Here is a 26,544-nt window from a genome sequence, read left to right as displayed (position 1 = left end):
CCCCAGGTTCTCAACCCTTGCGCAGTCGCAAGCTCCGCCACAAGGCTGCGGTCATCAGCACACTGACCACCGCCCACCCCCAAGCCTGCTGATTCTCCAACCCCTCCCGATACAACTGCGGCAACACCCCGGCCCCGACGATAAAGGCCAGCAACGCCACCTCCGCCCGCCGAGCCGCCACCGGTTTCAGCAGGTACACCAGGGCCGGCAATGCCAGCGCCACGCTCGGGAAGCTCCGGTAGCGTGGGTCGAACACCATCGCCAGCATGCTCACCGCCGCTGCAAAACCCGCCGCCAACAACAGCCAGCCCGCCCACGCCTGCAAATGACCGAACAGCCGCCGACGCCAGCCATCGCGGCGTACCAGGGCAAGAGCTGCATGCATCAGCACCAGCAGGTTCAGCCCGGCCAGCACCACCGCCCACACCCATTCCCCGGCAAACCGCGCATGGGTGCGCATCAGCTCGCCCCACAATCCCAGGCAGCCTGCGCCAAATGCAGCCAGCAGCGGCAGCATCAGGGCCGCCAGCGGTGAAGCTGGGCGCCCGGCCAACAGCAGGGTGACCGCCATCAACAGCACGCTCGCCAGCAACCACTGCGGCCAGTAATGCAGGTTGCTGACCGGCCCTTCGAGCACGCCCTTGTCCTGCCGGTCGGCATCGTACAGCCCCCAATAACCCCCCACCGCGCCCTCGCTGGCACGCTTCCATGGCTGGTCGAACGCTTCGATCAGGTTGTAGTGCCAGCCATGGGCCTCGGCCATGCTGACAAAGCCACGAATGAAACGCGCCTCGTTGGCCCGGCTGGGCGCGGCGGTCTCGCGCTGGCGGCCTTCGCTGGGCCAACCGGTTTCGCCGATGAAGATGTCCTTGGGCGCGAAACGGTTGCCGAATACCTGGCGCACCTCGGCGACATGGGCCAGGGCATCATCGATACCGCGCGGCTCGTCTTCCCAGTAAGGCAGCAGGTGAATGGTCAGGAAGTCCACCGCTGGCGCCACCTGCGGGTGCTGCAACCAGAACTCCCAGACATCGGCATAGGTCACTGGCACCTTGACCTGGCTTTTCACTTTATTGATCAGCGCGGCCAGTTGCTCGCCGGTCACTTCCTTGCGCAACAGCGCTTCGTTGCCGACGATCACCGCGCTGACCACGTCCGGGTTGGCATTGGCGGCGGCGATCAGCGCGTCCACCTCCTTCCCGGTGTCCACCGGGTTGGCGTTGACCCAGGCCCCGAGCATCACTTTCAGCCCATGCTTGCGCGCCAGCGCCGGGATTGCCTCAAGACCGCTCATCGAATAGGTGCGGATGCACTGAAATCGCTCGGCCAGCAACGCCAGGTCGGCGTCCATGCGCGCCGGGCGCAGACGGAAAGGCTGGTCGAAGGGCGACTGGTCCTTGTCGAACGGGGTGTACGACGCGCACTGCAGCTTATGCGTCGGGCTGGCCGCGTCGGGCAGCAGGACAGGCTTGCCCAGCCCGTACCAGAGCGCCCCCAGTCCGAGCAGGGCCATCAGGCAGGCGAGCAGGTACAACGGCAGCAGCAGGCGGGAAGCATCAGGCATCGGGCGGTCCATCGTCAGGCGCAAAGCGTTAGATAGTAGCCCGGCGCCAAACCTTTGGCATGCAAGGATCGCGCAGGTCGGCGCAGGCCGATGCCGCTAATGGCACAGTGCTGTCGCTTATGGGGCGGGTACAGGTCGCAGTGGGAGCAGGTCGACCTGTGTTGCAGGAAGATGATGCAATCTCCAAGACCTGACGAGGGGATGCTTTGATGGCTACTTTTACAAGAATGCGCCGTTTCCTGGGGGTGGGCACCGCCCTGGTATTGGCCATGGGCGCTGCACAGGCCATGGCCAAAGAAGTCAGCATTGGTTACGTGGATGGTTGGGCCGACAGTGTGGCGACCACCAACGTGGCCGCAGAAGTGATCAAGCAGAAACTCGGCTATGACGTGAAGCTGCAGGCCGTGGCCACCGGCATCATGTGGCAGGGTGTGGCCACTGGCAAGCTCGACGCCATGCTCTCGGCCTGGCTGCCGGTCACCCACGGTGAGTACTGGGCCAAGAACAAGGACAACGTGGTCGACTACGGCCCGAACTTCAAGGATGCCAAGATCGGCCTGATCGTTCCCGAGTACGTCAAGGATGTCAGCATCGCCGACCTGAAGAACGACAGCAGCTTCAAACAGAAGATTGTGGGTATCGATGCCGGCTCCGGGGTAATGCTCAAGACCGACCAGGCTATCAAGGACTATGACCTGACCGGCTACAAGCTGCAGGCCAGTTCCGGTGCGGCGATGACCGCCGAGCTGGGCCGCGCGTACGCCAAGCAGCAGTCGATTGCCGTGACCGGCTGGGTGCCGCACTGGATGTTCGCCAAGTGGAAGCTGAAGTTCCTCGAAGACCCGAAAGGCGTGTATGGCGCGGCCGAGACCGTGAACAGCATCGGCAGCAAGGAACTGGGCACCAAGGCGCCGGAAGTGGCGGAGTTCCTGAAGAAATTCCAGTGGCAGTCCAAGGACGAAATTGGCGAGGTGATGCTGGCGATCCAGGAAGGCGCCAAGCCTGAAGCAGCGGCCAAGGACTGGGTGGCCAAGCACCCGGATCGCGTTAAAGAGTGGACGGGTAAGTAGCGATCTTTCAAGGCCAGTTTTGGGCGATCGCGGATAAATCCGCTCCTACAAAGATAACGGTAGGAGCGGATTTATCCGCGAAGGGCCCTCGATTTGTTACGCAATCGGTAAAACACCGTTGCATCTAAGACTAAGGTCGTCTGGTTGGCGTCCAACAGCTGCATAAAGTAAGGGTGTGGGTTCCATCCCCTACCTGTGCTGCTAGGACAAAAACAATGAACGACAGCATTTACCTCTCGATACAAAACAGCCCGCGCTTCAAGGAGCTGGTCAGCAAACGTGAACGGTTCGCCTGGATTCTCTCGGCGATCATGCTCGGCCTCTACTGCGCCTTCATCCTCCTGATTGCCTACGGTCCTCAGATTCTGGGCACCAAGCTCAGCCCAGACTCGTCGATTACCTGGGGCATTCCCCTGGGCGTCGGCCTGATCGTTTCGGCATTCGTCCTGACCGCCATCTACGTGCGCCGCGCCAACGGCGAGTTCGATGAGCTGAACAAGGCCATCCTGAAGGAGGCGCAACAATGATTCGCCACGCCAAAGCCCTGGCCGTACTGGCCTGCGGAGCCTTCGCACCCGCCGTTTGGGCCGCCGATGCCCTGACCGGCGAGGTGCAGAAACAACCGCTGAACGTTCCGGCAATCGCCATGTTCGTGGCCTTCGTCGCCTTCACCCTCTGCATCACCTACTGGGCCTCCAAGCGCAACAAGTCGGCGGCGGACTACTACGCCGCCGGTGGCAAGATCACCGGCTTCCAGAACGGCCTGGCAATTGCCGGCGACTACATGTCGGCGGCCTCGTTCCTGGGTATTTCCGCCCTGGTGTTCACCTCTGGCTACGATGGCCTGATCTACTCGATCGGCTTCCTGGTCGGCTGGCCGATCATCCTCTTCCTGATTGCCGAACGCCTGCGCAACCTCGGCAAGTACACCTTCGCCGACGTCGCCTCGTATCGCCTCGGGCAGAAGGAAATTCGCACCCTGTCGGCCTCCGGTTCGCTGGTGGTGGTGGCGTTCTACCTGATCGCGCAGATGGTCGGCGCGGGCAAGCTGATCGAGCTGCTGTTCGGCCTCGACTACCACGTCGCGGTGATCCTGGTGGGTATCCTGATGTGCCTGTACGTGCTGTTCGGCGGCATGCTGGCGACCACCTGGGTACAGATCATCAAGGCCGTGCTGCTGCTGTCCGGTGCCAGCTTCATGGCGCTGATGGTGATGAAGCACGTCGGCTTCGACTTCAACACGCTGTTCTCCGAAGCGATCAAGGTGCACGCCAAGGGCGAGGCAATCATGAGCCCGGGCGGCCTGGTCAAGGACCCGATCTCGGCATTCTCGCTGGGCCTGGCGCTGATGTTCGGTACCGCTGGCCTGCCGCACATCCTGATGCGCTTCTTCACCGTCAGTGACGCCAAGGAAGCGCGCAAGAGCGTGCTGTACGCCACCGGCTTCATTGGCTACTTCTACATCCTGACCTTCATCATCGGCTTCGGCGCGATCCTGCTGGTCAGTACCAACCCGGACTTCAAGGACGCTGCTGGCGCCCTGATCGGCGGCAACAACATGGCGGCGGTGCACCTGGCCGATGCCGTGGGTGGCAGCGTGTTCCTCGGCTTCATCTCGGCCGTGGCTTTCGCCACCATCCTCGCGGTGGTCGCCGGCCTGACCCTGGCCGGTGCCTCGGCGGTCTCCCACGACCTGTATGCCAGCGTCTGGCGCAAGGGCAAGGCCAACGACAAGGATGAGATCCGTGTGTCGAAGATCACCACCGTCGCCCTGGGCGTACTGGCGATCGGCCTGGGCATCCTGTTCGAGAAGCAGAACATCGCCTTCATGGTCGGCCTGGCGTTCTCCATCGCCGCCAGCTGCAACTTCCCGGTGCTGCTGCTCTCGATGTACTGGAAGAAACTGACCACCCGCGGCGCCATGATCGGCGGCTGGCTGGGCCTGTTGAGCGCGGTGACGCTGATGATCCTCGGCCCGACCATCTGGGTGCAGATTCTCGGCCACGAAAAAGCCATCTACCCGTACGAATACCCGGCGCTGTTCTCGATGGCCATTGCCTTCGTCAGCATCTGGTTCTTCTCGGTCACCGACAAGTCCAAGGCGGCCGACGACGAGCGCGCGCTGTTCTATCCGCAGTTCGTCCGTTCGCAGACTGGCCTGGGGGCTTCCGGCGCCGTGTCGCACTGATCCATCCGGCAATGAAAAAACCGCGCCTCGGCGCGGTTTTTTCATCTGCTGTGGCTAGATCATGCCCAGCAGCAATAGCACCAGCAGAATCACCAGCACCACGCCGACGATGCCGGACGGGCCGTAGCCCCAGCTGCGCGAGTGCGGGAAGACCGGTAAGCCACCAATCAGCAAAAGGATCAGGATGATGATGAGGATCGTGGTCATGACGGAGTCCTTGCGTGGTTGAGGGTCAAGGGCCTCGGACTGCTGGCCTCTTGTAGATTCGGACCGGTGCCGCTTGCGAAAGATTCCATTTGTGTACCGACCACACGGTCATGCCCGCCCATTCACTATCCTGATGAACCCTGCCTCCCGGCAAGGCCTTGATTAGACTCGTTGCACAACCTGTCAGAACAAGGCGTGCCACCATGCAAAACCGCATCATGATCACTGGCGCCGGCTCCGGTCTCGGCCGCGAGATCGCCCTGCGCTGGGCGCGTGAGGGCTGGCGCCTGGCGCTGGCCGATGTCAACGAAGCAGGCCTGCGCGAAACCTTGGCGCTGGTGCAGGCCGCAGGCGGCGAGGGCTTCGTCCAGCGCTGCGACGTGCGCGACTACAGTCAGCTCACCGCCCTGGCCCAAGCCTGCGAAGAAAAATTCGGCGGCATCGACGTGATGGTCAACAACGCCGGTGTCGCCTCGGGTGGCTTCTTCGCCGAGCTGTCGCTGGAAGACTGGGACTGGCAGATCGCGGTCAACCTGATGGGGGTGGTCAAGGGCTGCAAGGCGTTCCTGCCGCAACTCGAGCGCAGCAAGGGGCGCATCATCAACGTCGCCTCCATGGCGGCGCTGATGCAGGGCCCGGGCATGAGTAACTACAACGTGGCCAAGGCCGGTGTACTGGCGCTTTCGGAAAGCCTGCTGGTGGAATTGCGCCAGCTTGAAGTGGCGGTGCACTGCGTATGCCCGTCGTTCTTCCAGACCAACCTGCTCGACTCGTTCCGCGGGCCAAACCCGGCGATGAAGGCCCAGGTCGGCAAGCTGCTGGAAGGCTCGCCGATCAGCGCGGCGGATATCGCCGACTACATCCACCAGCAAGTCGCGGCGGGCGAGTTCCTGATCCTGCCCCATGAGGCTGGGCGCCAGGCCTGGCAGCTCAAGTGTCAGGCGCCGGAGCGGCTGTACGACGAGATGGCGGACATGGCGGTCAAGATGCGGGCCAAGGCTCAGTCACGCTGATTGTAGGAGTTGTCTGTAGGAGATATTACCAGCCATTGTAGGTTCGCTCTGAATTGCTAGTGAAGCATTGTCCAGGCGAATATCCCCAAGCATTCTGCGGTTTTTTCCTGTTGCGAGAGGATCGGAGCATGTTGGTGATCGGGCGTGAAGTCGGTGAAGTCATCACAATTGGTGACGATATTCGAATCAAGGTGGTGGAATCGCGCAATGGCATGGTGCGCTTTGGCGTGGAAGCGCCGCGCAAGGTGCCGGTGCACCGGGCCGAAGTCTATCGGCGGATCAAGGCAGCGCAGGCGCGCAAGGCTGATTGACCTGCACCGGCCGCTCCTACAAGGGCTGGCGCAGGTTGATATCAGTCAAGCAGCTCGCGGGGCACATCATGCTTGGCGAGCAACTGGCACTGCTGGCTCTCCAGGTCGAACAGGATGAACGCCTGGCCTTTGGCCAACGCCTGGCGCACCCGCAATACACGGGTCTCCAGCGGGGTGTCGTCGCCGTTGTCGGTGCCGTCACGGGTGACGAAGTCCTCGATCAGGCGGGTCAGGGTTTCGGCTTGCAGTTGGTCGTAGGGGATCAGCATGGGCAGCGTACAGTCTTGTTCAGGAATCCCTGCATGCTACGCGATTCCATGGCCATCAGCTTTTGTTTCCTACCAGGCTGTCCACCGCCGGCACCCGGGTGTCGCTCTCCATTTGCGCATCGTGCTCCAGCTGGTGGCTGAAGCGCTCGAGCGAGGCATTGGCCGGCTGCGAGTCGCTGGCAAATACCGGTGGGCTGAGCAGGTAGGCCGAGAGCAGGCGGCTGAGCGCGGCCAGGCTGTCGATATGGGTACGTTCGTAGCCATGGGTGGCATCGCAGCCGAACGCCACCAGCGCGGTGCGGATGTCATGCCCGGCCGTCACGGCCGAGTGCGCATCGCTGAAGTAGTAACGGAACAGGTCGCGGCGCACCGGCACATCCAGATCGCCGGCCAGTTTCAGCAGGTGGCGTGACAGGTGGTAGTCGTAGGGCCCGGAAGAGTCTTGCATGGCCACGCTCACCGCATGCTCGCTGGAGGCCTGGCCAGGGGCAACCGGGGCGATGTCGATGCCGACGAACTCGCTGACGTCCCAGGGCAGGGCGGCGGCGGCGCCAGAGCCGGTTTCTTCGGTGATGGTGAACAGCGGGTGGCAGTCGATCAGCGGTTGGCGGCCGCTTTCCACCACAGCCTTGAGGGCAGCCAGCAGGGCTGCCACGCCGGCCTTGTCGTCCAGGTGGCGGGCGCTGATGTGGCCGCTTTCGGTGAATTCCGGCAGCGGGTCGAAGGCGACGAAATCACCGATGGCAATGCCCAGCGCTTCACAGTCGGCGCGGGTGGTGCAGTAGGCATCCAGGCGCACCTCGACGTGTTCCCAGCTGATCGGCATCTGGTCGATCGCGGTGTTGAACGCGTGCCCGCTGGCCATCAGCGGCAGCACGCTGCCGCGGAACACGCCAGTGTCAGTGAACACACTGACCCGGCTACCCTCGGCGAAGCGGCTCGACCAGCAGCCCACCGGGGCCAGGGCCAGGCGGCCGTTGTCCTGCAACTGGCGCACGCTGGCGCCGATGGTGTCGAGGTGGGCCGAGACGGCGCGGTCGGGCGAACTCTGCCGGCCCTTGAGGGTGGCGCGGATGGTGCCGCGGCGGGTCAGCTCGAAGGGGATGCCCAGTTCGTCCAGGCGTTCGGCCACGTAGCGCACGATGGTGTCGGTGAAACCGGTCGGGCTGGGGATGGCGAGCATCTCCAGCAGGACGCGCTTCATGTAGTCGAGGTCGGGTTCGGGGAGTCGTTCGGTCATGGGTACTCCTTGGGTAATGCGGTGGTGCGAATTCACGCTAGGGGCCGGCTATGCGGGAACAGCAAATCGACAAACCGCTCCGCCGTAGGCTGCGGTTCATGGTTGGCCAGGCCGGCCCGCTCGTTGGCTTCGATGATCACGTACTCCGGGTGCTCGGCATCGCGCACCATGAAGTCCAGGCCCACCACCGGGATTTCCAGCGCCCGCGCCGCGCGCACGGCAGCATCGGCCAGCACCGGGTGCAGGCGCTCGGTGACGTCTTCCAGGGTGCCCCCGGTATGCAGGTTGGCCGTGCGCCGCACCGCCAGACGCTGACCGGCCGGCAGCACAGCGTCGTAGCCCAGGCCTGCGCCGTGCAGGGTGCGCTCGGTCTCGTCGTCCAGCGGGATGCGGCTTTCGCCACCGGTCGCCGCCTGGCGCCGACGGCTCTGCGCCTCGATCAGCTGACGGATGTTGTGCTTGCCGTCACCGATGACCTGGGCCGGGTGGCGAATCGCTGCTGCCACCACCTCATAGCCGATCACCAGGATGCGCAGGTCGCTGCCGGCATGAAAGCTCTCCAGCAGCACGCGGCTGTCGAAGCGGCGGGCGTTTTCCACGGCCTGGGTCACTTCCTCGATGCAGGTGAGATTGACCGCCACGCCCTGGCCCTGTTCGCCATCCACCGGCTTGACCACCACCACGCCATGCTCGTCGAGAAACGCCAGGTTGTCGTCGGCATTGCCGGCCAGCTGCTGTGCCGGCACCTGCAGCCCGGCGTTGTGCAGGGCATGCTGGGTCAGGCGCTTGTCCTGGCACAGGGTCATGGTCACCGCGCTGGTCAGGTCGCTCAGCGACTCGCGACAGCGAATGCGGCGGCCGCCGAGGCTGAGGGTGAACAGGCCGCCAGCCGCATCGTCGACTTGCACCTCGATACCACGGCGCAAGGCCTCATCGACAATGATGCGGGCGTAGGGGTTGAGGCTGGCTTCCGGGCCGGGACCGAGGAACAGCTGCTGGTTGATGCCATTCCTGCGCTTGACCGCAAAGGTCGGCAGGTTGCGGAACCCGAGCTTCTCGTACAGGCGCTTGGCCTGGCGGTTGTCGTGCAGCACCGACAGGTCCAGATACGCCAGGCCACGGCTCATGAAGTGTTCGATCAGATGGCGCACCAGCACCTCACCGACGCCCGGGCGGGTGCATTGCGGGTCCACGGCCAGGCACCACAGGCTGCTGCCGTGTTCGGGGTCGTCGAACGCCTTGCTGTGGTTCAGGCCCATGACACTGCCGATCACCGCGCCGCTGTCTTCATCCTCGGCCAGCCAGTACACCGGGCCACCGAGGTGGCGCGGGGTGACCAGGTCGGGGTCGACCGGCAGCATGCCGCGGGCCTGGTACAGGGTGTTGATCGCCTGCCAGTCGCCGGGGTTCTGCGCCCGGCGCACGCGGAAGCCACGGAACACCCGCTGCGCCGGGCGGTAGTCGGTGAACCACAGGCGCAAGGTATCGGAGGGGTCGAGGAACAGCTGCTGCGGTGCCTGGGCCAGCAGCTGCTGGGGGGCGGCCACGTACAGGGCGATATCGCGCTCGCCGGGGCGTTCGTCCTGCAACGCGGCGGCCAGGCTGGCGGGGTCCGGGTAGGTGTGGCCGATCAGCAGCCGCCCCCAGCCACAGTGCAAGGCCCGCGGCTGGTCGTGGGGCTCGCTGCCGTCGCCGGCCAGGCGCGCCTGCAGGCGCTCGTAGGACGGCGCCTGGCCGCGCAGCAGGCGCTGACCGTATGCGATCTCGTGGGCTTTCATCGGTCAGATTCCTTGTTCGCTGAGCCACAGGTTCAGGGCCGCCAGTTGCCACAGCTTGGAGCCGCGCAGCGGGGTGAGCTGGCCGTGCGGGTTGCTCAGCAGGCGGTCGAGCATCGCCGGGTTGAACAGGCCGCGGTCCTGGCTCGGGTCGGTCAGCAGGTCGCGCACCCAACCCAGGGTCGCGCCTTCCAGGTGCTTGAGGCCGGGCACCGGGAAGTAGCCCTTCTTGCGGTCGATCACCTCATGCGGAATGACCCGGCGTGCGGCTTGCTTGAGCACTTGCTTGCCACCGTCGGGGAGCTTGAAGCGGGCTGGAATGCGCGCCGACAGTTCGACCAGGCGGTAGTCGAGGAACGGCGTGCGCGCCTCCAGGCCCCAGGCCATGGTCATGTTGTCGACCCGTTTGACCGGGTCGTCGACCAGCATCACCGTGCTGTCCAGGCGCAAGGCCTTGTCCACGGCATCGGCAGCGCCGGGGCGGGCGAAGTGCTCGCGGACGAAATCGCCGGCGGCGTCGGTTTCCAGCAGCCAAGGGGCCTGGACCGTGTCGCGATACTCGTCGTGGCTGCGGTCGAAGAAGGCATCACGGTAGGCGGCGAAGGCATCGTCGGCGCCGTCCACCTTCGGGTACCAGTGGTAGCCGGCGAACAGCTCGTCGGCGCCCTGGCCGCTCTGTACGCCCTTGCAATGCTTGGCCACCTCCCGCGACAACAGGTAGAAGGCGATGCAGTCGTGGCTGACCATCGGCTCGCTCATGGCGCGGAAGGCGGCCGGCAGCTGCTCGATGATCTCGTGTTCGGCGATGCGCAGCTGGTGGTGGCGGGTGCCGTAATGTTTGGCGATCAGGTCGGAATACTGGAATTCGTCACCGCGTTCGCCCCCGGCATCCTCGAAACCAATGGAGAAGGTCGACAGGTCGTCCACGCCGACGTCGCGCAGCAGGCCGACCAGCAGGCTGGAGTCGACACCGCCAGACAGCAGCACACCGACGTCCACGGCGGCGCGCTGACGGATCGCCACGGCATCGCGGGTGGCGTCGAGCACGCGGGTGGTCCAGCCTTCCAGGTCGAGGTCGCGCTCGTCCGGGTTGGGGCCGTACTTCAGTTTCCACCAGGTCTGGCGCTCGACTTCGCCGTGACGGTCGACGCGCATCCAGGTGCCGGGCTCCAGCTTCTGTACATTGGCCAGCAAGGTGCGCGGTGCGGGCACCACGGCATGGAAGTTGAGGTAGTGGTTGAGCGCCACCGGGTCGATCATCGGGTCGATATCGCCACCCTTGAGCAGCGCCGGCAGGGTCGAGGCGAAGCGCAGGCGCTCGCCGTTGCGCGACAGGTACAGCGGCTTGACGCCGAGGCGGTCGCGGGCCAGGAACAGGCGCTGGCTGTCGCGCTCCCAGATGGCCAGGGCGAACATGCCGTTGAGCTTGGGCAGCAAGGCTGCGCCCCAGGCGTGGTAGCCCTTGAGCAACACTTCGGTGTCGCCTTCGGACCAGAAGCTGTAGCCCAGGTCCTGCAGCTCCTGGCGCAGTTCGGGGAAGTTGTAGATGGCGCCGTTGAAGGCCAGCGACAGGCCCAGGGTGTTGTCGACCATCGGCTGCGCCGAACCGTCGGACAGGTCCATGATCTTCAGTCGGCGGTGGCCGAGGGCGATCGGGCCCTGGCTATGGAAGCCCCAGGCGTCGGGGCCGCGGGGCGCCAGGTGGTGGGTGATGCGCTCTACCGCAGCCAGGTCGGCTGGGCGAGGGGCTTGGTCGATGGGGGTGAAACGCAACTCTCCTGCTAATCCGCACATAGGTCCTTACCGGTTTTTCCGTTGGGGAATGAGTGCCCCGGATTAGGGCACCCTGTAAGGAACTGACCTGGGTGGTTTGTGGGAGTTTTAGATCAATCTGTTATAAGCAGTGGTGAGGCCTGCAGTGTATGTAGTTAAATTTGCAGCGCCATACGGCCCCATGCCCCACTCACTTCCCGCGAATAATCCTGCGCAACATGAACCGGTTCGGGTGGCAGGCCTCGGCCACTGCCCGTGGCAACGGCAACGGCTCACCACTGGCCCAGGCAGCAATCAGCTCGCCACTCAACGGTGCCGTGATCAACCCACGCGAGCCATGCCCACTGTTCACATACAGCCCCTCCAGCCACGGGCACGCCACCTCCGGCACCTGCCGCGCATCCTTGCCGAGCACGGCATAAGCCTCGGCAAACAACTCAGGGGCGGCCACTGGCCCGACTATCGGCAGGTAGTCGGGGCTGGTGCAACGGAACGCCGCACGGCCCTGCAACTGCTCAGCCTCAAGTGCCTCTGCCCCCAGACGCAAGGCCAGGTCGGCGGAAATCTCGTCCAGCAATGCCAGGTTGCCCTGGTGCTCGGCTACGGTCGGCGTCAGGTCGTCGTTATGGAAATCGAAACTGGCGCCCAGGGTGTGCTCACCCTCCCGAGGCGGTGCGACGTAGCCATCGGCACAGACCACGGTGCGCAATGCTCGGCTGGCAATGGTGGCCGGCAGGCGGGTGATCTGCCCACGGATACGCTTGAGCGGCAGCTGCGCGCAAGGCTCGAAACGGCGCACATCGGCGGCCCCGGCCAGCACTACCAGCGGCGCACTGGCAAGCAGCCGCTCGCCATCCCACGCCTGCCACAGGCCATCGACCTTACGCAGTTCGACCACGTCCTGATGGAGTTGAACGCGAATGCCCGGATGCTGCAGCTGCGCCTGGCACAAGGCAGGCGGATGTACCCAGCCACCTTCCGGGTAGAACAGGCCGCCCGCCGGCAGCGCCACCCCGGCAACCGCCTCGGCTTCAGCCTGCTCCAGTGCACGCAGCAGGCTGCTGTCGAAGGCCTCGGCAAGCTTGGCCTGGCGCTCGCCTTCCTTGCTGTCGAAGGCCAGCTGCAGCACGCCGCAAGCGTCCCAGTCGCGGCCACGCTGCAACCGTTCGAGCTGGCGCCGGGTGAAGCCGAAGCCTGACAGGATCATCTGCGACAGGGCGGTGCCATGGGCGGACAGCTTCAGGTACAGCACCCCTTGCGGATTGCCCGAGGCTTCCCGGGCAGGGGCATCGTGGCGCTCCAGTACCGTCACCTGCCAGCCGCGTGCGGCCAGGCTGGCGGCACTGGCGCTGCCCGCAAGGCCCGCGCCGATCACCAGTGCCTGGCGCGGGCCTGCCACGGGGGCTGGGCGGGCATACCAGGGCGCGGCGATGGGCGGCGATGAATGGCCGGTGTATTCGCCACTCATCACCTCCCACTTCTTGCCGATGCCCGGGATCTTCTTCATGGTGAAACCGGCATCGATCAGGCCACGGCGTACCCAGCCGGTGGTGGTGAAGGTGCCCAGTGCAGTACCGGGGTGGGCCAGCCGTGCCAGTTGCACGAACAGCTCGGGGGTCCACATGTCGGGGTTCTTTGCGGGTGCAAAGCCGTCGAGGAACCACACGTCGATCCGCGCGTCGAGCTGCGGCAGTTGATCCAGCACGTCACCGATCAGCAGGGTCAGGGTGACCCGGCCATTGTCGAAGCTGAACTGCTGGAAGCCTGGGTGTACCGCCACGTACTGCGCCAGGAACGGTTCGGTGAAGGCCGCCATCTCGGGCCACAGGCGCACGGCGCGGGCCATGTCGTCATGGCCGAGCGGGTACTTCTCGACACTGATGAAGTGCAGGCGCGCATCGGCATGGGCCTGTTCGGCGAACAGCTGCCAGGCGCAGAAGAAGTTCATGCCGGTGCCGAAGCCGGTCTCGCCGATCACCAGGCAGCCGTGTGGCGCCAGGTCGGCGAAGCGTTGCGCCAGGCGGGTCTGCTCGAGGAACACGTAGCGGGTTTCGTCGGTGCCTTCATTCTTGGAGAAATAGACGTCGTCGTACTGCCGCGAGTGGGGGCGGCCCTGGTCGTCCCAGTCGATCTGGGCATGCTGGAGGAGGGTGGACATGGTTGGCTCGGTTGCAGCGGATGTGCGGATTTTATGTCATCTGCCGGGTTTGCACAGGCACTCTGCAAATCCGCTAGTCTTGCTTATCCAATGAAGGAGCCAGTGCATGTTCGAATCCGCGGAAATCGGTCACAGCATCGACAAGGAAACCTACGACGCAGAAGTCCCCGCCCTGCGCGAGGCGCTGCTGGAGGCCCAGTACGAACTCAAGCAGCAGGCGCGTTTCCCGGTGATCGTGCTGATCAATGGCGTCGAAGGCGCCGGCAAGGGCGAAACGGTCAAGCTGCTCAACGAGTGGATGGACCCGCGCATGATCGACGTGCTCACCTTCGACCAGCAGACCGACGAGGAACTGGCCCGGCCACCGGCCTGGCGCTACTGGCGGGCGCTGCCGCCAAAAGGGCGGATGGGCGTGTTCTTTGGCAACTGGTACAGCCAGATGCTCCAGGGGCGGGTGCACGGGGTGTTCAAGGACGCCGTGCTCGACCAGGCGATCACCGGTGCCGAACGGCTCGAACAGATGCTCTGCGACGAAGGCGCGCTGATCATCAAGTTCTGGTTCCACCTGTCCAAGAAGCAGATGAAGGCGCGCCTGAAGTCGCTCAAGGACGACCCGTTGCACAGCTGGAAGATCAGCCCGCTGGACTGGCAGCAGTCGGAAACCTATGACCGTTTCGTGCGCTTTGGCGAGCGCGTGCTGCGCCGCACCAGCCGCGACTACGCACCATGGCATATTGTCGAGGGCGTCGATCCCAATTACCGCAGCCTCGCGGTGGGCCGCATCCTGCTGGAAAGCCTGCAGGCAGCACTGGCCAACAACCCCAAAGGCAAGCATCAGGGCAACGTCGCGCCACTGGGCCGCAGCATCGACCAACGCAGCCTGATCGGTGCGCTGGACATGACCTTGCGCCTGGACAAATCCGACTATCAGGAGCAACTGGTCTCCGAGCAGGCGCGCCTGGCCGTCCTGCTGCGTGACAAACGCATGCGCCGACATGCCCTGGTGGCGGTGTTCGAAGGCAACGACGCCGCCGGCAAGGGTGGTGCCATCCGCCGCGTGGCGGCAGCGCTGGATCCGCGCCAGTACCGTATCGTGCCGATTGCCGCGCCTACCGAGGAAGAACGTGCGCAGCCATACCTGTGGCGGTTCTGGCGGCATATCCCGGCGCGCGGCAAGTTCACTATCTTCGACCGCTCCTGGTACGGCCGGGTGCTGGTGGAGCGGGTGGAGGGTTTCTGCACACCGGCCGACTGGATGCGCGCCTACGGCGAGATCAACGATTTCGAGGAGCAGTTGGCGAATGCCGGCGTGGTGCTGGTCAAGTTCTGGCTGGCGATCGACCAGCAGACCCAGCTGGAGCGTTTTGAAGAGCGCGAGCAGATCCCGTTCAAACGCTACAAGATCACCGAAGACGACTGGCGCAACCGCGAGAAGTGGGACGAATACACCCAGGCCGTGGGCGACATGGTCGACCGCACCAGCACCGAGATCGCACCCTGGACGCTGGTCGAAGCCAACGACAAGCGCTGGGCGCGGGTGAAGGTGCTGCGCACGATCAACGAAGCCCTGGAGGCGGCCTTCGCCAAGGACAAGAAATAGCCAGGCATGCCGCCGGGGAATGACACGATGAATTTATTTCCCGGCATTTTCCTCCGGCCCGGTGCGCCAAGCCCTTAGAATTCGGTTACCCCCACCACGGGCCAATTCGAGGACTGTATGCACACAACTTCCGGCCGTTGGGGCTACGGCCTGTTCCTGGCACTGCTGACCGCGCTGCTCTGGGGCATCCTGCCGATCAAACTCAAGCAGGTGCTGCAGGTGGTCGACCCGCTGACCGTTACCTGGTACCGCCTGCTGGTCTCCGGCGGCCTGCTGTGCGCCTGGCTGGCGGCCCAGCGGCGCCTGCCCTCGCTGCGCCAGCTGGCGCCCAAGGGCAAAGCCCTGATAGGGGTGGCCGTGTTCGGGCTGATGGGCAACTACGCGTTGTACCTGATCGGCCTGAACCTGCTGAGCCCCGGCACCGCCCAGCTGGTGGTGCAGATCGGCCCGGTGCTGTTGCTGGTGGCCAGCGTGTTCGTGTTCAAGGAGCGTTTCAGCCTGGGGCAGGGCATCGGCTTGCTGGTGCTGCTGGGCGGTTTCGGCCTGTTCTTCAACCAGCGCCTGGAAGAGCTGCTGACTTCGCTGGGGGCCTATACCACGGGTGTGCTGACCGTCCTGCTGGCCACCAGTATCTGGGTGTTCTATGCCTTGAGCCAGAAGCAGCTGCTGACGGTGTGGCATTCGCAGCAGGTGATGATGGTCATCTACCTGAGCTGCGCGGCGCTGCTGACGCCTTGGGTGCATCCGCTGGAGGCGCTGCAGTTGACGCCGGTGCAGGGTTGGCTGCTGCTGGCCTGTTGCCTGAACACTCTGGTGGCGTATGGCGCGTTTGCCGAGGCGCTGGCGCATTGGGAGGCGTCGCGGGTGAGTGCCACGCTGGCGCTGACGCCGCTGGTGACCTTTGTCGCGGTGGCGCTGGCGGCCGTGGTATGGCCGGAGTATGTGCAGGCCGAGGACATCAACACCCTGGGCTATGTCGGGGCGGTGACGGTAGTGGCGGGGTCGACCCTGGTCGCCCTGGGGCCTTCGCTGGTGGCGGGGTGGCGGGCCAGAAGGGCGCGGTTGGCTTGAGTTGAAGGGTAGCCTGCACCGGCCTCTTCGCGGGCTTGCCCGTGAAGAGGCCGGTGCAGGCTACTAATGATTCAGCCCTTTCCACCCGGCGCCAGCATGTTCTCCGGCCTCACCCACTGGTCGAACTGCTCATTGGTCAGGTATTTCAACTCCAGCGCCGCTTCGCGCAAGGTCTTGCCCTCGCTGTAGGCTTTCTTGGCAATCTCCGCCGCCTTGTCATAGCCAATGTGCGGGTTCAGCGCCGTTACCAGCATCAGGCCGCGCTCCAGGTGCGCCGCCATCTGCTGCGCATCCGGCTCGATCCCGGCCACGCAGTGCTGCTGGAAGTTGCGGCAGCCATCGGCCAGCAGTTCGATCGACTGCAGCAGGTTGTGGATGATCACCGGCTTGAACACGTTCAACTGCAGGTGCCCCTGACTGGCGGCAAAGCCGATCGCCGCGTCGTTGCCCAATACCTGGCAGGCCAGCATCGACAGTGCCTCGCACTGGGTCGGGTTGACCTTGCCCGGCATGATCGAGCTGCCCGGCTCGTTGGCCGGCAGGCGTACCTCGGCCAGCCCCGCGCGCGGGCCGGAGCCGAGCAGGCGCAGGTCGTTGGCGATCTTCATCAGCGCCACCGCCAGGGTCTTCAGGGCGCCGGCCAGACTGGTCAGCGGCTCATGGCCGGCGAGGGCGGCGAACTTGTTGGGGGCAGTGATGAAGGGCAGGCCGGAAAGGGCGGCGAGCTCGGCAGCCACGGCCTCGGCAAAGCCATGCGGGGCGTTCAGCCCGGTGCCCACGGCCGTACCGCCCTGGGCCAGCTCGCACACCGCCGGCAAGCTGGCGCGGATAGCGCGCTGGGCGTAGTCGAGCTGGGCGACGAAGGCCGACACCTCCTGGCCAAAGGTGATCGGTGTGGCGTCCATCATGTGCGTGCGGCCGGTCTTGACCAGCTTGCCGTGGCGCGCCGACAGCTCGGCCAGCCCGGCCGACAGCTCGGCTATCGCCGGTAGCAGCTGGTCGTGCACGGCCTGTGCGGCGGCGATGTGCATGGCAGTGGGGAAGCAGTCGTTGGAGCTCTGCGAGCGGTTGACGTGATCGTTGGGGTGTACCGGCGCCTTGCCGCCGCGGCCCTTGCCGGCCAGCTCGTTGGCGCGCCCGGCGATCACCTCGTTGACGTTCATGTTGCTCTGGGTGCCGCTGCCGGTCTGCCACACCACCAGCGGGAACTGGTCGTCGTGCTCGCCATCGAGCACTTCGTCGGCGGCCTGTTCGATCAGGCGGGCGATGTCGGCGGGCAGGTCGCCGTTGCGGTCGTTGACCCGCGCAGCGGCTTTCTTGATGAGTGCCAGGGCGTGCAGCACCGCGAGCGGCATGCGTTCCTTGCCGATGGCAAAGTTGATCAGCGAGCGCTGGGTCTGTGCGCCCCAGTAGGCGTCCTCAGGAACTTCGACCGGGCCCAGGCTGTCTGTCTCGATACGGCTCATGCTGCGTTCACTCCTTTGTCAGTCAGAATCAGCAGTTTAGGCCCTCATGCGATCGAGCGGTTCATTCGCTCGTCGTGCCACTTGAGCGCTGCGCCCCGACGGGAGCAGAATGCTCTACTCTGAGGTACCGCCTCCCCCTCCTGAAGGAAATGCAATGACCCGTCTCCGTGTCCTCTGTGCTGCCGTCGCCCTGGCCTGTGCCAGCGGCCAGGTACTCGCTGCCACCGCCAGCCACAATGCTGCCGCCGAGAAATTCCTGACCCTGGCCAATGCCGACAAGCTGGGCACCCCGGTGTACATGCAGGTCCAGCAGATGTTCGCCCAGCGTTTCGCCCAGACCAAGGCCCCGGCCTCCAAGCAGCCGGTGCTCGAGAGCTACCAGGCCAAGGCCAACGCCGCGCTGGACAACGCCATCGGCTGGAACAAGCTGAAGCCGAAGATGGTCGACCTGTACACCCAGACCTTCACCGAGCAGGAGCTCAAGGACCTGGTCAAGTTCTACGAGTCGCCGCTGGGCAAGAAAGTCCTGCGTGAAATGCCCAAGGTCACCCAGCAGTCGGCCCAGCTGACCCAGACCAGCCTGGAACCGGCTGTACCGGTGGTCAACAAGCTGCTCGACGACATGACCAAGGAGCTGGACCCGAACGCAGGCAAGGCCGCCGCCCCGGCCAAGAAGTGAGTCATAGCCGATGAGCATGCAGCAACGCATCGAGCAGCAACTGGCCGCGCTGGCCCCGCAACACCTTGAAGTGCTCAACGAAAGCCACATGCACAGCCGTGGCCAGGAAACCCACTACAAGGCAGTGATCGTCAGCGAGCAGTTTGCCGGGCTCAACAGCGTCAAGCGCCACCAGAAGGTCTACGCCACCATGGCTGAGCTGATGGGCGAGATCCACGCCCTGGCGATCCACACCTACACGGCCGAGGAGTGGGCCAAGGTGGGCGTGGCACCGGCCTCGCCGGTGTGTGCTGGCGGCGGGCACTGAATCCTTTCTGTCGTTCTGGTACAATCCTGCAAAATCCGGGGGCCGCTTTGCGGCCCTTTCGCGACACAAGGCCGCTCCTACAGGAATTCGCATTCCCCTGTAGGAGCGGCCTTGTGTCGCGAAAGGGGCGCAAGGCGCCCCCATGCTCTTTTAAGTCAAACCCGGTCCGCCCCTTACGAGGGCAACCACCTGGAGATCCACCTGAATGTCCCAAGCTATCGTCGTGGCGGCGCTGTACAAGTTCGTCACCCTGGAAGACTACGTCGAACTGCGTGAGCCACTGCTCAAGGCCATGCTCGACAACGGCGTCAAAGGCACCCTGCTGCTGGCCCACGAAGGCATCAACGGCACCGTTTCGGCGACCCGCGAAGGCATTGACGGCCTGCTCGCCTGGCTGCGCAGCGACCCGCGCCTGGTGGATGTCGATCACAAAGAGTCCTACTGCGACGAGCAGCCGTTCTACCGCACCAAGGTCAAGCTCAAGAAAGAGATCGTCACCCTCGGCGTGCCGGGTGTCGACCCGAACCAGGCCGTCGGCACCTATGTCGAGCCCAAGGACTGGAACGCCCTGATCAGCGACCCGGAAGTGCTGCTGATCGACACCCGCAACGACTACGAAGTGGCCATCGGTACCTTCAAGGGCGCCATCGACCCGAAGACCGAGACCTTCCGCGAGTTCCCCGAGTACATCAAGGCCAACTTCGACCCGAGCAAGCACAAGAAGGTTGCGATGTTCTGCACCGGCGGCATCCGTTGCGAAAAAGCTTCCAGCTACATGCTCGGTGAAGGCTTCGAGGAGGTCTATCATCTTAAGGGGGGTGTCCTGAAGTACTTCGAGGAAGTGCCTCAGGAAGAAAGCCTCTGGGACGGCGACTGCTTCGTCTTCGACAACCGTGTCACGGTGCGCCACGACCTGAGCGAAGGCGAGTACGACCAGTGCCATGCCTGCCGCCATCCGGTCGATGCCAAGGACCGCGAGTCCGAGCACTATTCGCCAGGCGTGAGCTGCCCGCACTGCTGGGACACCCTGAGCGAGAAGACCCGGCGCAGCGCCATCGACCGGCAGAAGCAGATCGAGCTGGCCAAGGCCCGCAACCAGCCGCACCCGATTGGTTACAACTACAAAGCCGAGGCTTGAGCCATGACCGCCCGCCTGATCTACGTGATGGACCCGATGTGCTCCTGGTGCTGGGGGTTCGCGCCAGTGGCTGCGGCGCTGATCGCACAGGCCGCCGAGGCGGGTGTCAGCACGCGGCTGGTGCCGGGCGGCCTGCGCACTGGCGGCAGTGCGCTGGATAACTCGACCCGCAAGTACATCCTCGAGCACTGGCAGGCGGTGGCCGAAGCCACCGGGCAGCCGTTCCGTTTCGACGGTGCCATGCCTGACGGCTTCGTCTACGACACCGAACCGGCCTGCCGCGCCCTGGTCACTGCCCGCGAGCTGGACGCCGAGCGCGTCTGGCCGCTGCTGGCGCTGATCCAGCGCTCGTTCTACGAGCAGGGCGTGGATGTTACCCGCGCCCCGCAACTGGTCGAGCTGGCCGAACAGGCCGGCTTCGACCGCGAGCTTTTCGCCCAGCAGTTCGCCAGCCATGACATCCGCGCCGCCACCAGCGCGGACTTCAGCTGGGTGCAGGACCTCGGCATCGCCGGCTTCCCGACCCTGCTGGCCGAGCGCAACGGCCAACTGGCGTTGCTGACCAACGGCTACCAGCCGCTGAGCAGCCTGCAACCCCTGCTTGGCCGCTGGCTACAGCAGGCCGTCTGTGCTTGATCTGCCAGGGTCGCCAGACCCTGTGCCAGGGAAGCCCACCGCTGTGTCTGATCGCCTGAACTGGGCGGAAATCCGCCGCCTGGCCCTGCATCACAAGAAGAACCTCTGGACCGCCAACCTGGTTGCCGTACTGGCGGCCTGTTGCAGCGTGCCGATCCCGCTGCTGCTGCCGTTGCTGGTCGACGAAGTGCTGCTGGGGCACGGCGATGCCGCTCTGAAGTGGATGAACCACCTGCTGCCGGGCAACTGGCAAGTGGCGGCCGGCTACATCGGCCTGATGCTGGCGGCCACGCTGAGCCTGCGCCTGGCGGCGCTGGCCTTCAACGTGGTGCAGGCCAAGCTGTTCGCCGGGCTGGCCAAGGATATCGTCTACCGTCTGCGCATTCGCCTGATCGAGCGCCTCAAGCGCATTTCGCTCAAGGAGTACGAAAGCCTTGGCAGCGGTACCGTGACCACCCATCTGGTCACCGACCTGGACACCCTCGACAAGTTCGTCGGCGAGACCCTCAGCCGCTTCCTGGTGGCCATGCTGACCCTCACCGGTACGGCGGCGATCCTGATCTGGATGCACTGGAAGCTGGCGTTGCTGATCCTGCTGTTCAACCCGCTGGTGATCTATTTCACCGTGCAGCTGGGCAAGCGCGTCAAGCACCTGAAGAAACTCGAGAACGACAGCACCTCGCGCTTTACCCAGGCGCTGTCGGAAACCCTGGACGCCATCCAGGAAATCCGTGCCGGCAACCGCCAGGGCTACTTCCTCGGCCGCCTCGGCCTGCGGGCCCGTGAAGTGCGCGACTATGCCGTGGAATCGCAATGGAAGAGCGACGCCAGCGGCCGCGCCAGTGGCCTGCTGTTCCAGTTCGGTATCGATATTTTCCGCGCTGCGGCGATGCTGACCGTGTTGTTCTCCGACCTGTCGATCGGCCAGATGCTGGCGGTGTTCAGCTACCTGTGGTTCATGATCGGCCCGGTGGAGCAGCTGCTCAACCTGCAATATGCCTACTACGCCGCCGGCGGTGCGCTGAGCCGGCTCAACGAGCTGCTGTCGCGGGCCGACGAGCCGCAGTACCCGGCCGCCAGCGACCCGTTCGCCGGGCGCGAGACGGTGGGTATCGAGGTGCGCGACCTGCGCTTCGCCTATGCCGATGAGCCGGTGCTGGACCAGTTGAACCTGGCCATTGCCCCCGGTGAGAAGGTGGCTATCGTTGGCGCCAGCGGTGGCGGCAAGAGCACCCTGGTGCAGTTGCTGCTGGGGCTGTACAGCGCCCAGGCCGGGACCATCCGCTTTGGCGGTGCCAGCCTGCAGGAGATCGGCCTTGAGACCTTGCGCGAGAACGTTGCGGTGGTGCTGCAGCACCCCTCGCTGTTCAACGACAGCGTGCGCGCCAACCTGACCATGGGGCGCGAATGCACTGACGAGGCCTGCTGGCAGGCCCTGCGTATCGCCCAGCTGGACGCCACCATCGCCGCTTTGCCGCAAGGGCTGGACAGTGTGGTCGGCCGCTCGGGGGTGCGCCTGTCTGGTGGGCAGCGTCAGCGCCTGGCGATTGCCCGCATGGTCCTGGCCGAGCCCAAGGTGGTCATTCTCGATGAAGCTACCTCGGCGCTGGATGCTGCCACCGAGTACAACCTGCACCAGGCACTGGCGCGCTTCCTCAGTGGCCGGACCACGCTGATCATTGCGCACCGCCTGTCGGCAGTGAAACAGGCCGACCGGGTACTGGTGTTCGACGGTGGCCATGTGGCCGAGGATGGCGACCACCAGCAGCTGATTGCCGAGGGTGGGCTGTATGCCAAGTTGTATGGGCATCTGCAGCAGACCTGACATAGCTGCAAGCCATAAGTTGCAAGCTTCCAGCAGATAATCGCCATTCTGCGGAGCTTCTGTTTCTTGCGGCTTGCAGCTCGAAATTTCCCTCCACACAGATGGCAAATGGCCTACGCTGTGCTTGTCTGGGTTGATTCAAGTCTTATCTGCTCTGCGACAGGGACTAAATGAAGGGAAATCGCACTCAAGAAGCGCCAAGGTTGGTAGGTATCATCTGGCCCTTCATCGCCGTTGTCGTATTCCAGGTATTGCTGGGCAGCCTCAGCCTTTATGCATTGTCGGCGGTCCGTGCCTACGTGGCCGGTGAAAGCCTGTGGTCCAAGGCGCAGAAAGACGCCATCTATTACCTCAACCTGTATGCCGATGACCGCGACGAGCGCACCTATCAGCGCTATCGCCAGGCCATAACCGTGCCCCAGGGCGACCACGAAGTGCGCGAGCTGCTCGACCAGGCCAGCCCGGACCTGGAAGGCGCCCGCCGGGCTGTGCTGCAGGGTGGCAATCACCCGGACGATGTCGACCGGATCATCTGGTTCTACCGCAATTTCCGCCAGGTCAGCTACATGCAGACGGCGATCGACTACTGGAACATCGGCGATGACTACCTGATCAAGCTCGATGTGCTGGCCGGCGAAATGCACGATGGTTTCGCTGCAGGCCAGGTCGAGGCCGCCCGGCTCAACGATTGGAAGAGCCGCATCGTCGCCATCAACGAAGGCGTCACGCCCGCAGCCAAGGCCTTCAGTGATGCCTTGGGTGAAGGCTCGCGGATGCTGCTGCGGGTGCTGCTGGTCACCAACCTGCTGACCGCGCTGTTCCTGATTACCATTGCCTGGCGCCGCTCAAGCAAGCTGCTGGCCCAGCGTCAGGCCTTCGCCAGCGCCCTGCGGGAGGAGAAGGAGCGGGCGCAGATCACCCTCGAGTCGATTGGCGATGCGGTGATCACCGCCGATGTCGAGGGCAATATCGTCTACATGAACCCCGCTGCCGAGCAACTGACCCATTGGCAGTCCGGCCAGGCGCAGGGCTTGCCGCTGGGGGCGCTGTTCAGCCTGCTCGACGAGGAGGAGCAGGGCGAAGGCTGCACGCTGGTCGAGCAGGTGCTCAGTGGCAGCCTCAAGGGTGGCGCCGAGCATTCCCGGCTGATCCAGCGCCTGGATGGCAGTACGGTATCGGTCAACCTGGTTGGCTCTGCGATCATCAATAACGACCAGCTGGCCGGTATCGTGCTGGTGCTGCACGACATGACCCAGGAGCGGCAGTACATCGCCAACCTGTCCTGGCAGGCCACCCATGACGCCCTGACCGGCCTGGCCAACCGGCGTGAATTCGAGTATCGCCTGGAGCAGGCGCTCAATGGCCTGGTGCGCCAGGCCGGGCGGCATTCGTTGATGTTCCTCGACCTCGACCAGTTCAAGCTGGTCAATGACACCTGCGGCCATGCGGCCGGTGACGAGTTGCTCAGGCATATCTGCGCGGTACTGCAGTCGGGGCTGCGTGAAGGCGATACCCTCGCGCGCCTGGGGGGCGATGAATTTGGTGTGCTGCTGGAAAACTGCCCGGCCGACCAGTCCGAGCGCATCGCCGAGAACCTGCGCCAGGCCGTGCAGAGCCTGCACTTCGTGTGGAAGGGCAGGCCGTTCGTGACCACCGTCAGTATCGGCCTGGTGCACATGGCGCAGGCACCGGGCACGCTGGAGGCCTCGTTGCGGGCCGCCGACATGGCCTGCTACATGGCCAAGGAAAAGGGCCGTAACCGGGTGCAGGTGTACCACGCCGACGACAGCGAACTGTCCATGCGCTTTGGTGAAATGGCCTGGATCCAGCGCCTGCATGTGGCCCTGGAGGAAAACCGCTTCTGCCTCTATTGCCAGGAAATCGCCGCGCTGAAGGCCATCGAGGGTCCAGGCCATATCGAGATCCTGCTGCGCCTGCACGACGAAAGCGGCCGCACCATCCTCCCGGACAGTTTCATCCCCGCCGCCGAGCGCTATGGCCTGATGACGGCGCTGGACCGCTGGGTGGTGCGCAACGTGTTCGAGGTCATCCGCCAATGCCTGGACGAAGGGCGGGACGGGCCGCTGGCGATGTGTGCGATCAACCTTTCGGGGACGAGCATCGGTGACGACAAGTTCCTCGAGTACCTGCAGCGGTTGTTCGTCGAGTACGCCATTCCGCCGCGGATGATCTGCTTCGAAATCACCGAGACCAGTGCCATTGCCAACCTTGGCAGTGCCATCCGCTTCATCAATGAATTGAAGGGGCTGGGTTGCAAGTTCTCACTGGACGACTTCTGCGCCGGGATGTCGTCATTTGCCTATTTGAAACATTTACCCGTCGACTTCTTGAAGATCGACGGAAGTTTTGTCAAAGATATGCTCGACGACCCGGTCAACCGTGCGATGGTCGAGGTGATCAATCACATCGGCCACGTCATGGGCAAGCGGACCATCGCCGAGTTCGTCGAAACACCGTTGATCGAGCAGGCCTTGCAGGAGATCGGCGTGGATTACGCCCAGGGCTATCTGATTGAACGGCCGCAGGTGTTCACCTGTGACAGTCTGCAGCGCCAACGGATTGCTGCGCGGCCCTTGCTGCATCGGGCGCCAGGTACTTTTCGCTGATAACACGTCCGCAAAATCACAAGGATCAAGGAGCTGAAAGTGATTGATGCATTCGTACGTATCGGGCCCTTGATGGACCCGGCCAGTTACCCCCAGTGGGCCCAGCAACTCATCGAAGATTGCCGTGAAAGCAAGCGCCGGGTGGTCGAGCACGAGTTCTACCAGCGCCTGCGTGATGGCGAGCTGCGCCAGTCGACCATCCGCCAGTACCTGATCGGTGGCTGGCCGGTGGTCGAACAGTTTTCCCTGTACATGGCCCATAACCTGACCAAGACCCGTTATGCCCGCCACCCTGGCGAGGACATGGCGCGGCGCTGGCTGATGCGCAACATCCGCGTCGAGCTCAACCATGCCGACTACTGGGTGAACTGGTGCCATGCCCATGGCGTGCACCTGCACGACCTTCAGGCGCAGGATGTACCGCCAGAGCTGAACGGGCTGAACGACTGGTGCTGGCGCGTCTGCACCACCGAGTCGCTGGCGATTGCCATGGCGGCGACCAACTATGCGATCGAGGGGGCGACGGGTGAGTGGTCGGCAGTGGTGTGCGCCGAGGACACCTATGCCATGGGCTTTCCGGAGGACGTGCGCAAGCGGGCGATGAAGTGGCTGAAGATGCATGCCCAGTATGACGACGCTCACCCGTGGGAGGCGCTGGAGATCATCTGCACGCTGGCGGGCGAGAACCCGACCCTGGGGCTGCGCAACGAGCTGCGCAAGGCGGTCTGCAAGAGCTATGACTGCATGTACCTGTTCCTGGAGCGGTGCATGCAGCTGGAAGGGCGCCAGCAAGGGCGCCTGCGCCCGGCCTTGGCCGCCGGCTGAAATTTCTGGGGCTGCAAGGCAGCCCCGGCAATCTCAAGCCTTACTGGGCGTTCAGCGCCTGCCCGTTCACTGCTTTGCTATCCGGCCCCATCAGGTACAGATAGACCGGCATGATCTCTTCCGGCAGCGGGTTGTTCTGCGGGTTCTCGCTCGGGTACGCCTGGGCCCGCATCGCCGTGCGCGTCGCGCCCGGGTTGATGCTGTTGGAGCGCACCGGCGCCACGCCTTCCAGCTCGTCGGCCAGGGTCTGCATCAGCCCTTCGGTGGCGAACTTGGACACCCCGTAGGCGCCCCAGTAGGCCCGGCCCTTGCGCCCGACGCTGCTGGAGGTGAACACCACCGAGGCATCCTCCGACAGCTTGAGCAGCGGCAGCAGGGTGCTGGTGAGCATGAAGGTGGCATTGACGTTGATGTGCATCACGCGCATGAAGTTGTCCCCCGACAGCTGCTCCAGGGGCGTGCGCGGGCCGATGATCGAGGCGTTGTTGAGCAGGCCGTCGAGGCGGCCGAACTGCTCCTCGATCATCGCCGCCAGCTCGTCGTACTGATGAGGCAGGGCGGTTTCCAGATTGAACGGGATCACCACGGGCTGCGGGTGGCCGGCGGCCTCGATGTGGTCGTAGACCTCGTTGAGGTTGGCTTCGGTCTTGCCCAGCAGCAGCACGGTGGCGCCCAGGGCGGCATAGGCCTTGGCGGCTGCGGCACCGATACCGCGGCCGGCACCGGTGACCAGGATGACGCGGCCGGCGAGCAGGCCGGGGCGGGCGGTGTAGTCGAACATGTCAGGTGTCCTTGTAGAGCC

General features: G+C 64.5%; 23 protein-coding genes. 14 read left to right on the top strand and 9 right to left on the bottom strand.

What is annotated here, in order from left to right; genetic code table 11:
* Positions 1 to 10: 10 nt before the first annotated feature.
* Entirely contained in the window at positions 11 to 1,576 is a 1,566-nt protein-coding gene (locus ACIPZ8_RS17130) for a beta (1-6) glucans synthase (RefSeq protein WP_400725433.1), read from the bottom strand.
* A 197-nt stretch (positions 1,577 to 1,773) separates the two neighbouring features.
* Here ACIPZ8_RS17130 and ACIPZ8_RS17125 point away from each other — a divergent pair, with 197 nt between their 5' ends.
* The 3 genes from ACIPZ8_RS17125 (at position 1,774) to ACIPZ8_RS17115 (ending at position 4,822) form a co-directional block, all read left to right on the top strand.
* Positions 1,774 to 2,634 (top strand): glycine betaine ABC transporter substrate-binding protein, encoded by an 861-nt coding sequence (locus ACIPZ8_RS17125; protein ID WP_400725430.1) that lies wholly within the window; start codon positions 1,774 to 1,776, stop codon positions 2,632 to 2,634.
* A gap of 215 nt (positions 2,635 to 2,849) precedes the next feature.
* A complete protein-coding gene (locus ACIPZ8_RS17120; protein ID WP_110639578.1) occupies positions 2,850 to 3,161 on the top strand; it encodes a DUF485 domain-containing protein in 312 nt (103 codons plus the stop codon).
* Positions 3,158 to 4,822, top strand: coding sequence for a cation acetate symporter (locus ACIPZ8_RS17115; protein ID WP_400725427.1), 1,665 nt, complete (start codon positions 3,158 to 3,160; stop codon positions 4,820 to 4,822). The genes ACIPZ8_RS17120 and ACIPZ8_RS17115 overlap by 4 nt, the downstream gene beginning before the upstream one ends.
* A 54-nt stretch (positions 4,823 to 4,876) precedes the next feature.
* Here ACIPZ8_RS17115 and ACIPZ8_RS17110 read toward each other — a convergent pair whose 3' ends face one another.
* On the bottom strand, positions 4,877 to 5,029 hold the full coding sequence (locus ACIPZ8_RS17110; protein WP_012271016.1) for a DUF3309 family protein: 153 nt from the start codon (positions 5,027 to 5,029) through the stop codon (positions 4,877 to 4,879).
* A 203-nt stretch (positions 5,030 to 5,232) separates the two neighbouring features.
* Here ACIPZ8_RS17110 and ACIPZ8_RS17105 point away from each other — a divergent pair, with 203 nt between their 5' ends.
* Positions 5,233 to 6,042 (top strand): SDR family oxidoreductase, encoded by an 810-nt coding sequence (locus ACIPZ8_RS17105; protein WP_400725424.1) that lies wholly within the window; start codon positions 5,233 to 5,235, stop codon positions 6,040 to 6,042.
* Positions 6,043 to 6,170: 128 nt separating this feature from the next.
* The gene (locus ACIPZ8_RS17100; protein ID WP_400725421.1) at positions 6,171 to 6,353 is read left to right on the top strand and encodes a carbon storage regulator; all 183 of its coding nucleotides are present in this window, start codon (positions 6,171 to 6,173) and stop codon (positions 6,351 to 6,353) included.
* Positions 6,354 to 6,394: 41 nt separating this feature from the next.
* Here ACIPZ8_RS17100 and ACIPZ8_RS17095 read toward each other — a convergent pair whose 3' ends face one another.
* The 5 genes from ACIPZ8_RS17095 to mnmC all read right to left on the bottom strand — a co-directional run bounded on the left by ACIPZ8_RS17095 (position 6,395) and on the right by mnmC (position 13,568).
* Positions 6,395 to 6,622 carry a YheU family protein gene (locus ACIPZ8_RS17095; protein ID WP_003252629.1) on the bottom strand — a complete coding sequence of 76 codons (228 nt, stop codon included), beginning with the start codon at positions 6,620 to 6,622 and terminating at the stop codon, positions 6,395 to 6,397.
* Positions 6,623 to 6,677: 55 nt separating this feature from the next.
* Positions 6,678 to 7,862 (bottom strand): osmoprotectant NAGGN system M42 family peptidase, encoded by a 1,185-nt coding sequence (locus ACIPZ8_RS17090; protein WP_400725418.1) that lies wholly within the window; start codon positions 7,860 to 7,862, stop codon positions 6,678 to 6,680.
* Between the two features lie 32 nt (positions 7,863 to 7,894).
* A complete protein-coding gene (ngg, locus tag ACIPZ8_RS17085) occupies positions 7,895 to 9,640 on the bottom strand; it encodes an N-acetylglutaminylglutamine synthetase (RefSeq protein WP_400725415.1) in 1,746 nt (581 codons plus the stop codon).
* A gap of 3 nt (positions 9,641 to 9,643) precedes the next feature.
* Entirely contained in the window at positions 9,644 to 11,431 is a 1,788-nt protein-coding gene (locus tag ACIPZ8_RS17080) for an N-acetylglutaminylglutamine amidotransferase (RefSeq protein ID WP_400725412.1), read from the bottom strand.
* A 169-nt stretch (positions 11,432 to 11,600) separates the two neighbouring features.
* On the bottom strand, positions 11,601 to 13,568 hold the full coding sequence (gene mnmC, locus ACIPZ8_RS17075; protein ID WP_400725409.1) for a bifunctional tRNA (5-methylaminomethyl-2-thiouridine)(34)-methyltransferase MnmD/FAD-dependent 5-carboxymethylaminomethyl-2-thiouridine(34) oxidoreductase MnmC: 1,968 nt from the start codon (positions 13,566 to 13,568) through the stop codon (positions 11,601 to 11,603).
* Between the two features lie 106 nt (positions 13,569 to 13,674).
* On the opposite strand from mnmC, the gene pap reads away from it, so the two are divergent.
* Both pap and ACIPZ8_RS17065 read left to right on the top strand, forming a co-directional pair.
* Positions 13,675 to 15,168 (top strand): polyphosphate:AMP phosphotransferase, encoded by a 1,494-nt coding sequence (pap, locus tag ACIPZ8_RS17070; RefSeq protein ID WP_400725406.1) that lies wholly within the window; start codon positions 13,675 to 13,677, stop codon positions 15,166 to 15,168.
* 117 nt (positions 15,169 to 15,285) lie between these two features.
* Complete coding sequence (locus tag ACIPZ8_RS17065; RefSeq protein WP_400725404.1) at positions 15,286 to 16,239, top strand: DMT family transporter; 954 nt, start codon at positions 15,286 to 15,288, stop codon at positions 16,237 to 16,239.
* Between the two features lie 71 nt (positions 16,240 to 16,310).
* Here ACIPZ8_RS17065 and ACIPZ8_RS17060 read toward each other — a convergent pair whose 3' ends face one another.
* Entirely contained in the window at positions 16,311 to 17,705 is a 1,395-nt protein-coding gene (locus ACIPZ8_RS17060; protein ID WP_400725401.1) for a class II fumarate hydratase, read from the bottom strand.
* Between the two features lie 154 nt (positions 17,706 to 17,859).
* Between ACIPZ8_RS17060 and ACIPZ8_RS17055 the strand changes: the two genes are divergently transcribed.
* From ACIPZ8_RS17055 to ACIPZ8_RS17025, 7 genes are all read left to right on the top strand, one after another.
* Positions 17,860 to 18,384 (top strand): DUF2059 domain-containing protein, encoded by a 525-nt coding sequence (locus ACIPZ8_RS17055; protein WP_027918170.1) that lies wholly within the window; start codon positions 17,860 to 17,862, stop codon positions 18,382 to 18,384.
* Positions 18,385 to 18,394: 10 nt separating this feature from the next.
* Positions 18,395 to 18,691: a BolA family protein gene (locus ACIPZ8_RS17050; protein WP_400725398.1), complete on the top strand. Its 297-nt coding sequence runs from the start codon at positions 18,395 to 18,397 to the stop codon at positions 18,689 to 18,691.
* Positions 18,692 to 18,896: 205 nt separating this feature from the next.
* Positions 18,897 to 19,829 (top strand): rhodanese-related sulfurtransferase, encoded by a 933-nt coding sequence (locus tag ACIPZ8_RS17045; RefSeq protein WP_400725395.1) that lies wholly within the window; start codon positions 18,897 to 18,899, stop codon positions 19,827 to 19,829.
* A 3-nt stretch (positions 19,830 to 19,832) separates the two neighbouring features.
* Positions 19,833 to 20,465, top strand: coding sequence for a DsbA family protein (locus tag ACIPZ8_RS17040; protein ID WP_400725392.1), 633 nt, complete (start codon positions 19,833 to 19,835; stop codon positions 20,463 to 20,465).
* Complete coding sequence (locus ACIPZ8_RS17035) at positions 20,458 to 22,290, top strand: ABC transporter ATP-binding protein (protein ID WP_400725389.1); 1,833 nt, start codon at positions 20,458 to 20,460, stop codon at positions 22,288 to 22,290. Before ACIPZ8_RS17040 ends, ACIPZ8_RS17035 begins: the two co-directional genes overlap by 8 nt.
* A gap of 170 nt (positions 22,291 to 22,460) precedes the next feature.
* The gene (locus tag ACIPZ8_RS17030) at positions 22,461 to 24,917 is read left to right on the top strand and encodes an EAL domain-containing protein (RefSeq protein WP_400725386.1); all 2,457 of its coding nucleotides are present in this window, start codon (positions 22,461 to 22,463) and stop codon (positions 24,915 to 24,917) included.
* A gap of 39 nt (positions 24,918 to 24,956) precedes the next feature.
* The gene (locus tag ACIPZ8_RS17025; RefSeq protein ID WP_400725383.1) at positions 24,957 to 25,742 is read left to right on the top strand and encodes a TenA family transcriptional regulator; all 786 of its coding nucleotides are present in this window, start codon (positions 24,957 to 24,959) and stop codon (positions 25,740 to 25,742) included.
* A gap of 40 nt (positions 25,743 to 25,782) precedes the next feature.
* Here ACIPZ8_RS17025 and ACIPZ8_RS17020 read toward each other — a convergent pair whose 3' ends face one another.
* Positions 25,783 to 26,523, bottom strand: a complete 741-nt coding sequence (locus tag ACIPZ8_RS17020; RefSeq protein ID WP_400725380.1) for a YciK family oxidoreductase — start codon at positions 26,521 to 26,523, stop codon at positions 25,783 to 25,785.
* Positions 26,524 to 26,544: the final 21 nt, after the last annotated feature.

The sequence above is a fragment of the Pseudomonas sp. NPDC089422 genome (genome assembly GCF_044749405.1).
GTDB lineage: Bacteria > Pseudomonadota > Gammaproteobacteria > Pseudomonadales > Pseudomonadaceae > Aquipseudomonas.
This window is presented reverse-complemented; position numbering and strand designations above follow the sequence as displayed.

Excerpts from the sequence above, each read along its gene's own strand:
- ACIPZ8_RS17045 (WP_400725395.1), top strand. The coding sequence starts at position 18,897 with ATGTCCCAAGCTATCGTCGTGGCGGCGCTGTACAAGTTCGTCACCCTG.
- ngg (WP_400725415.1), bottom strand. The coding sequence starts at position 9,640 with ATGAAAGCCCACGAGATCGCATACGGTCAGCGCCTGCTGCGCGGCCAG.
- ACIPZ8_RS17040 (WP_400725392.1), top strand. The coding sequence starts at position 19,833 with ATGACCGCCCGCCTGATCTACGTGATGGACCCGATGTGCTCCTGGTGC.
- ACIPZ8_RS17055 (WP_027918170.1), top strand. The coding sequence starts at position 17,860 with ATGACCCGTCTCCGTGTCCTCTGTGCTGCCGTCGCCCTGGCCTGTGCC.
- pap (WP_400725406.1), top strand. The coding sequence starts at position 13,675 with ATGTTCGAATCCGCGGAAATCGGTCACAGCATCGACAAGGAAACCTAC.
- ACIPZ8_RS17120 (WP_110639578.1), top strand. The coding sequence starts at position 2,850 with ATGAACGACAGCATTTACCTCTCGATACAAAACAGCCCGCGCTTCAAG.
- mnmC (WP_400725409.1), bottom strand. The coding sequence starts at position 13,568 with ATGTCCACCCTCCTCCAGCATGCCCAGATCGACTGGGACGACCAGGGC.
- ACIPZ8_RS17065 (WP_400725404.1), top strand. The coding sequence starts at position 15,286 with ATGCACACAACTTCCGGCCGTTGGGGCTACGGCCTGTTCCTGGCACTG.
- ACIPZ8_RS17060 (WP_400725401.1), bottom strand. The coding sequence starts at position 17,705 with ATGAGCCGTATCGAGACAGACAGCCTGGGCCCGGTCGAAGTTCCTGAG.
- ACIPZ8_RS17115 (WP_400725427.1), top strand. The coding sequence starts at position 3,158 with ATGATTCGCCACGCCAAAGCCCTGGCCGTACTGGCCTGCGGAGCCTTC.
- ACIPZ8_RS17030 (WP_400725386.1), top strand. The coding sequence starts at position 22,461 with ATGAAGGGAAATCGCACTCAAGAAGCGCCAAGGTTGGTAGGTATCATC.
- ACIPZ8_RS17130 (WP_400725433.1), bottom strand. The coding sequence starts at position 1,576 with ATGGACCGCCCGATGCCTGATGCTTCCCGCCTGCTGCTGCCGTTGTAC.
- ACIPZ8_RS17095 (WP_003252629.1), bottom strand. The coding sequence starts at position 6,622 with ATGCTGATCCCCTACGACCAACTGCAAGCCGAAACCCTGACCCGCCTG.
- ACIPZ8_RS17020 (WP_400725380.1), bottom strand. The coding sequence starts at position 26,523 with ATGTTCGACTACACCGCCCGCCCCGGCCTGCTCGCCGGCCGCGTCATC.
- ACIPZ8_RS17090 (WP_400725418.1), bottom strand. The coding sequence starts at position 7,862 with ATGACCGAACGACTCCCCGAACCCGACCTCGACTACATGAAGCGCGTC.
- ACIPZ8_RS17125 (WP_400725430.1), top strand. The coding sequence starts at position 1,774 with ATGGCTACTTTTACAAGAATGCGCCGTTTCCTGGGGGTGGGCACCGCC.
- ACIPZ8_RS17080 (WP_400725412.1), bottom strand. The coding sequence starts at position 11,431 with ATGTGCGGATTAGCAGGAGAGTTGCGTTTCACCCCCATCGACCAAGCC.
- ACIPZ8_RS17050 (WP_400725398.1), top strand. The coding sequence starts at position 18,395 with ATGAGCATGCAGCAACGCATCGAGCAGCAACTGGCCGCGCTGGCCCCG.
- ACIPZ8_RS17100 (WP_400725421.1), top strand. The coding sequence starts at position 6,171 with ATGTTGGTGATCGGGCGTGAAGTCGGTGAAGTCATCACAATTGGTGAC.
- ACIPZ8_RS17105 (WP_400725424.1), top strand. The coding sequence starts at position 5,233 with ATGCAAAACCGCATCATGATCACTGGCGCCGGCTCCGGTCTCGGCCGC.
- ACIPZ8_RS17110 (WP_012271016.1), bottom strand. The coding sequence starts at position 5,029 with ATGACCACGATCCTCATCATCATCCTGATCCTTTTGCTGATTGGTGGC.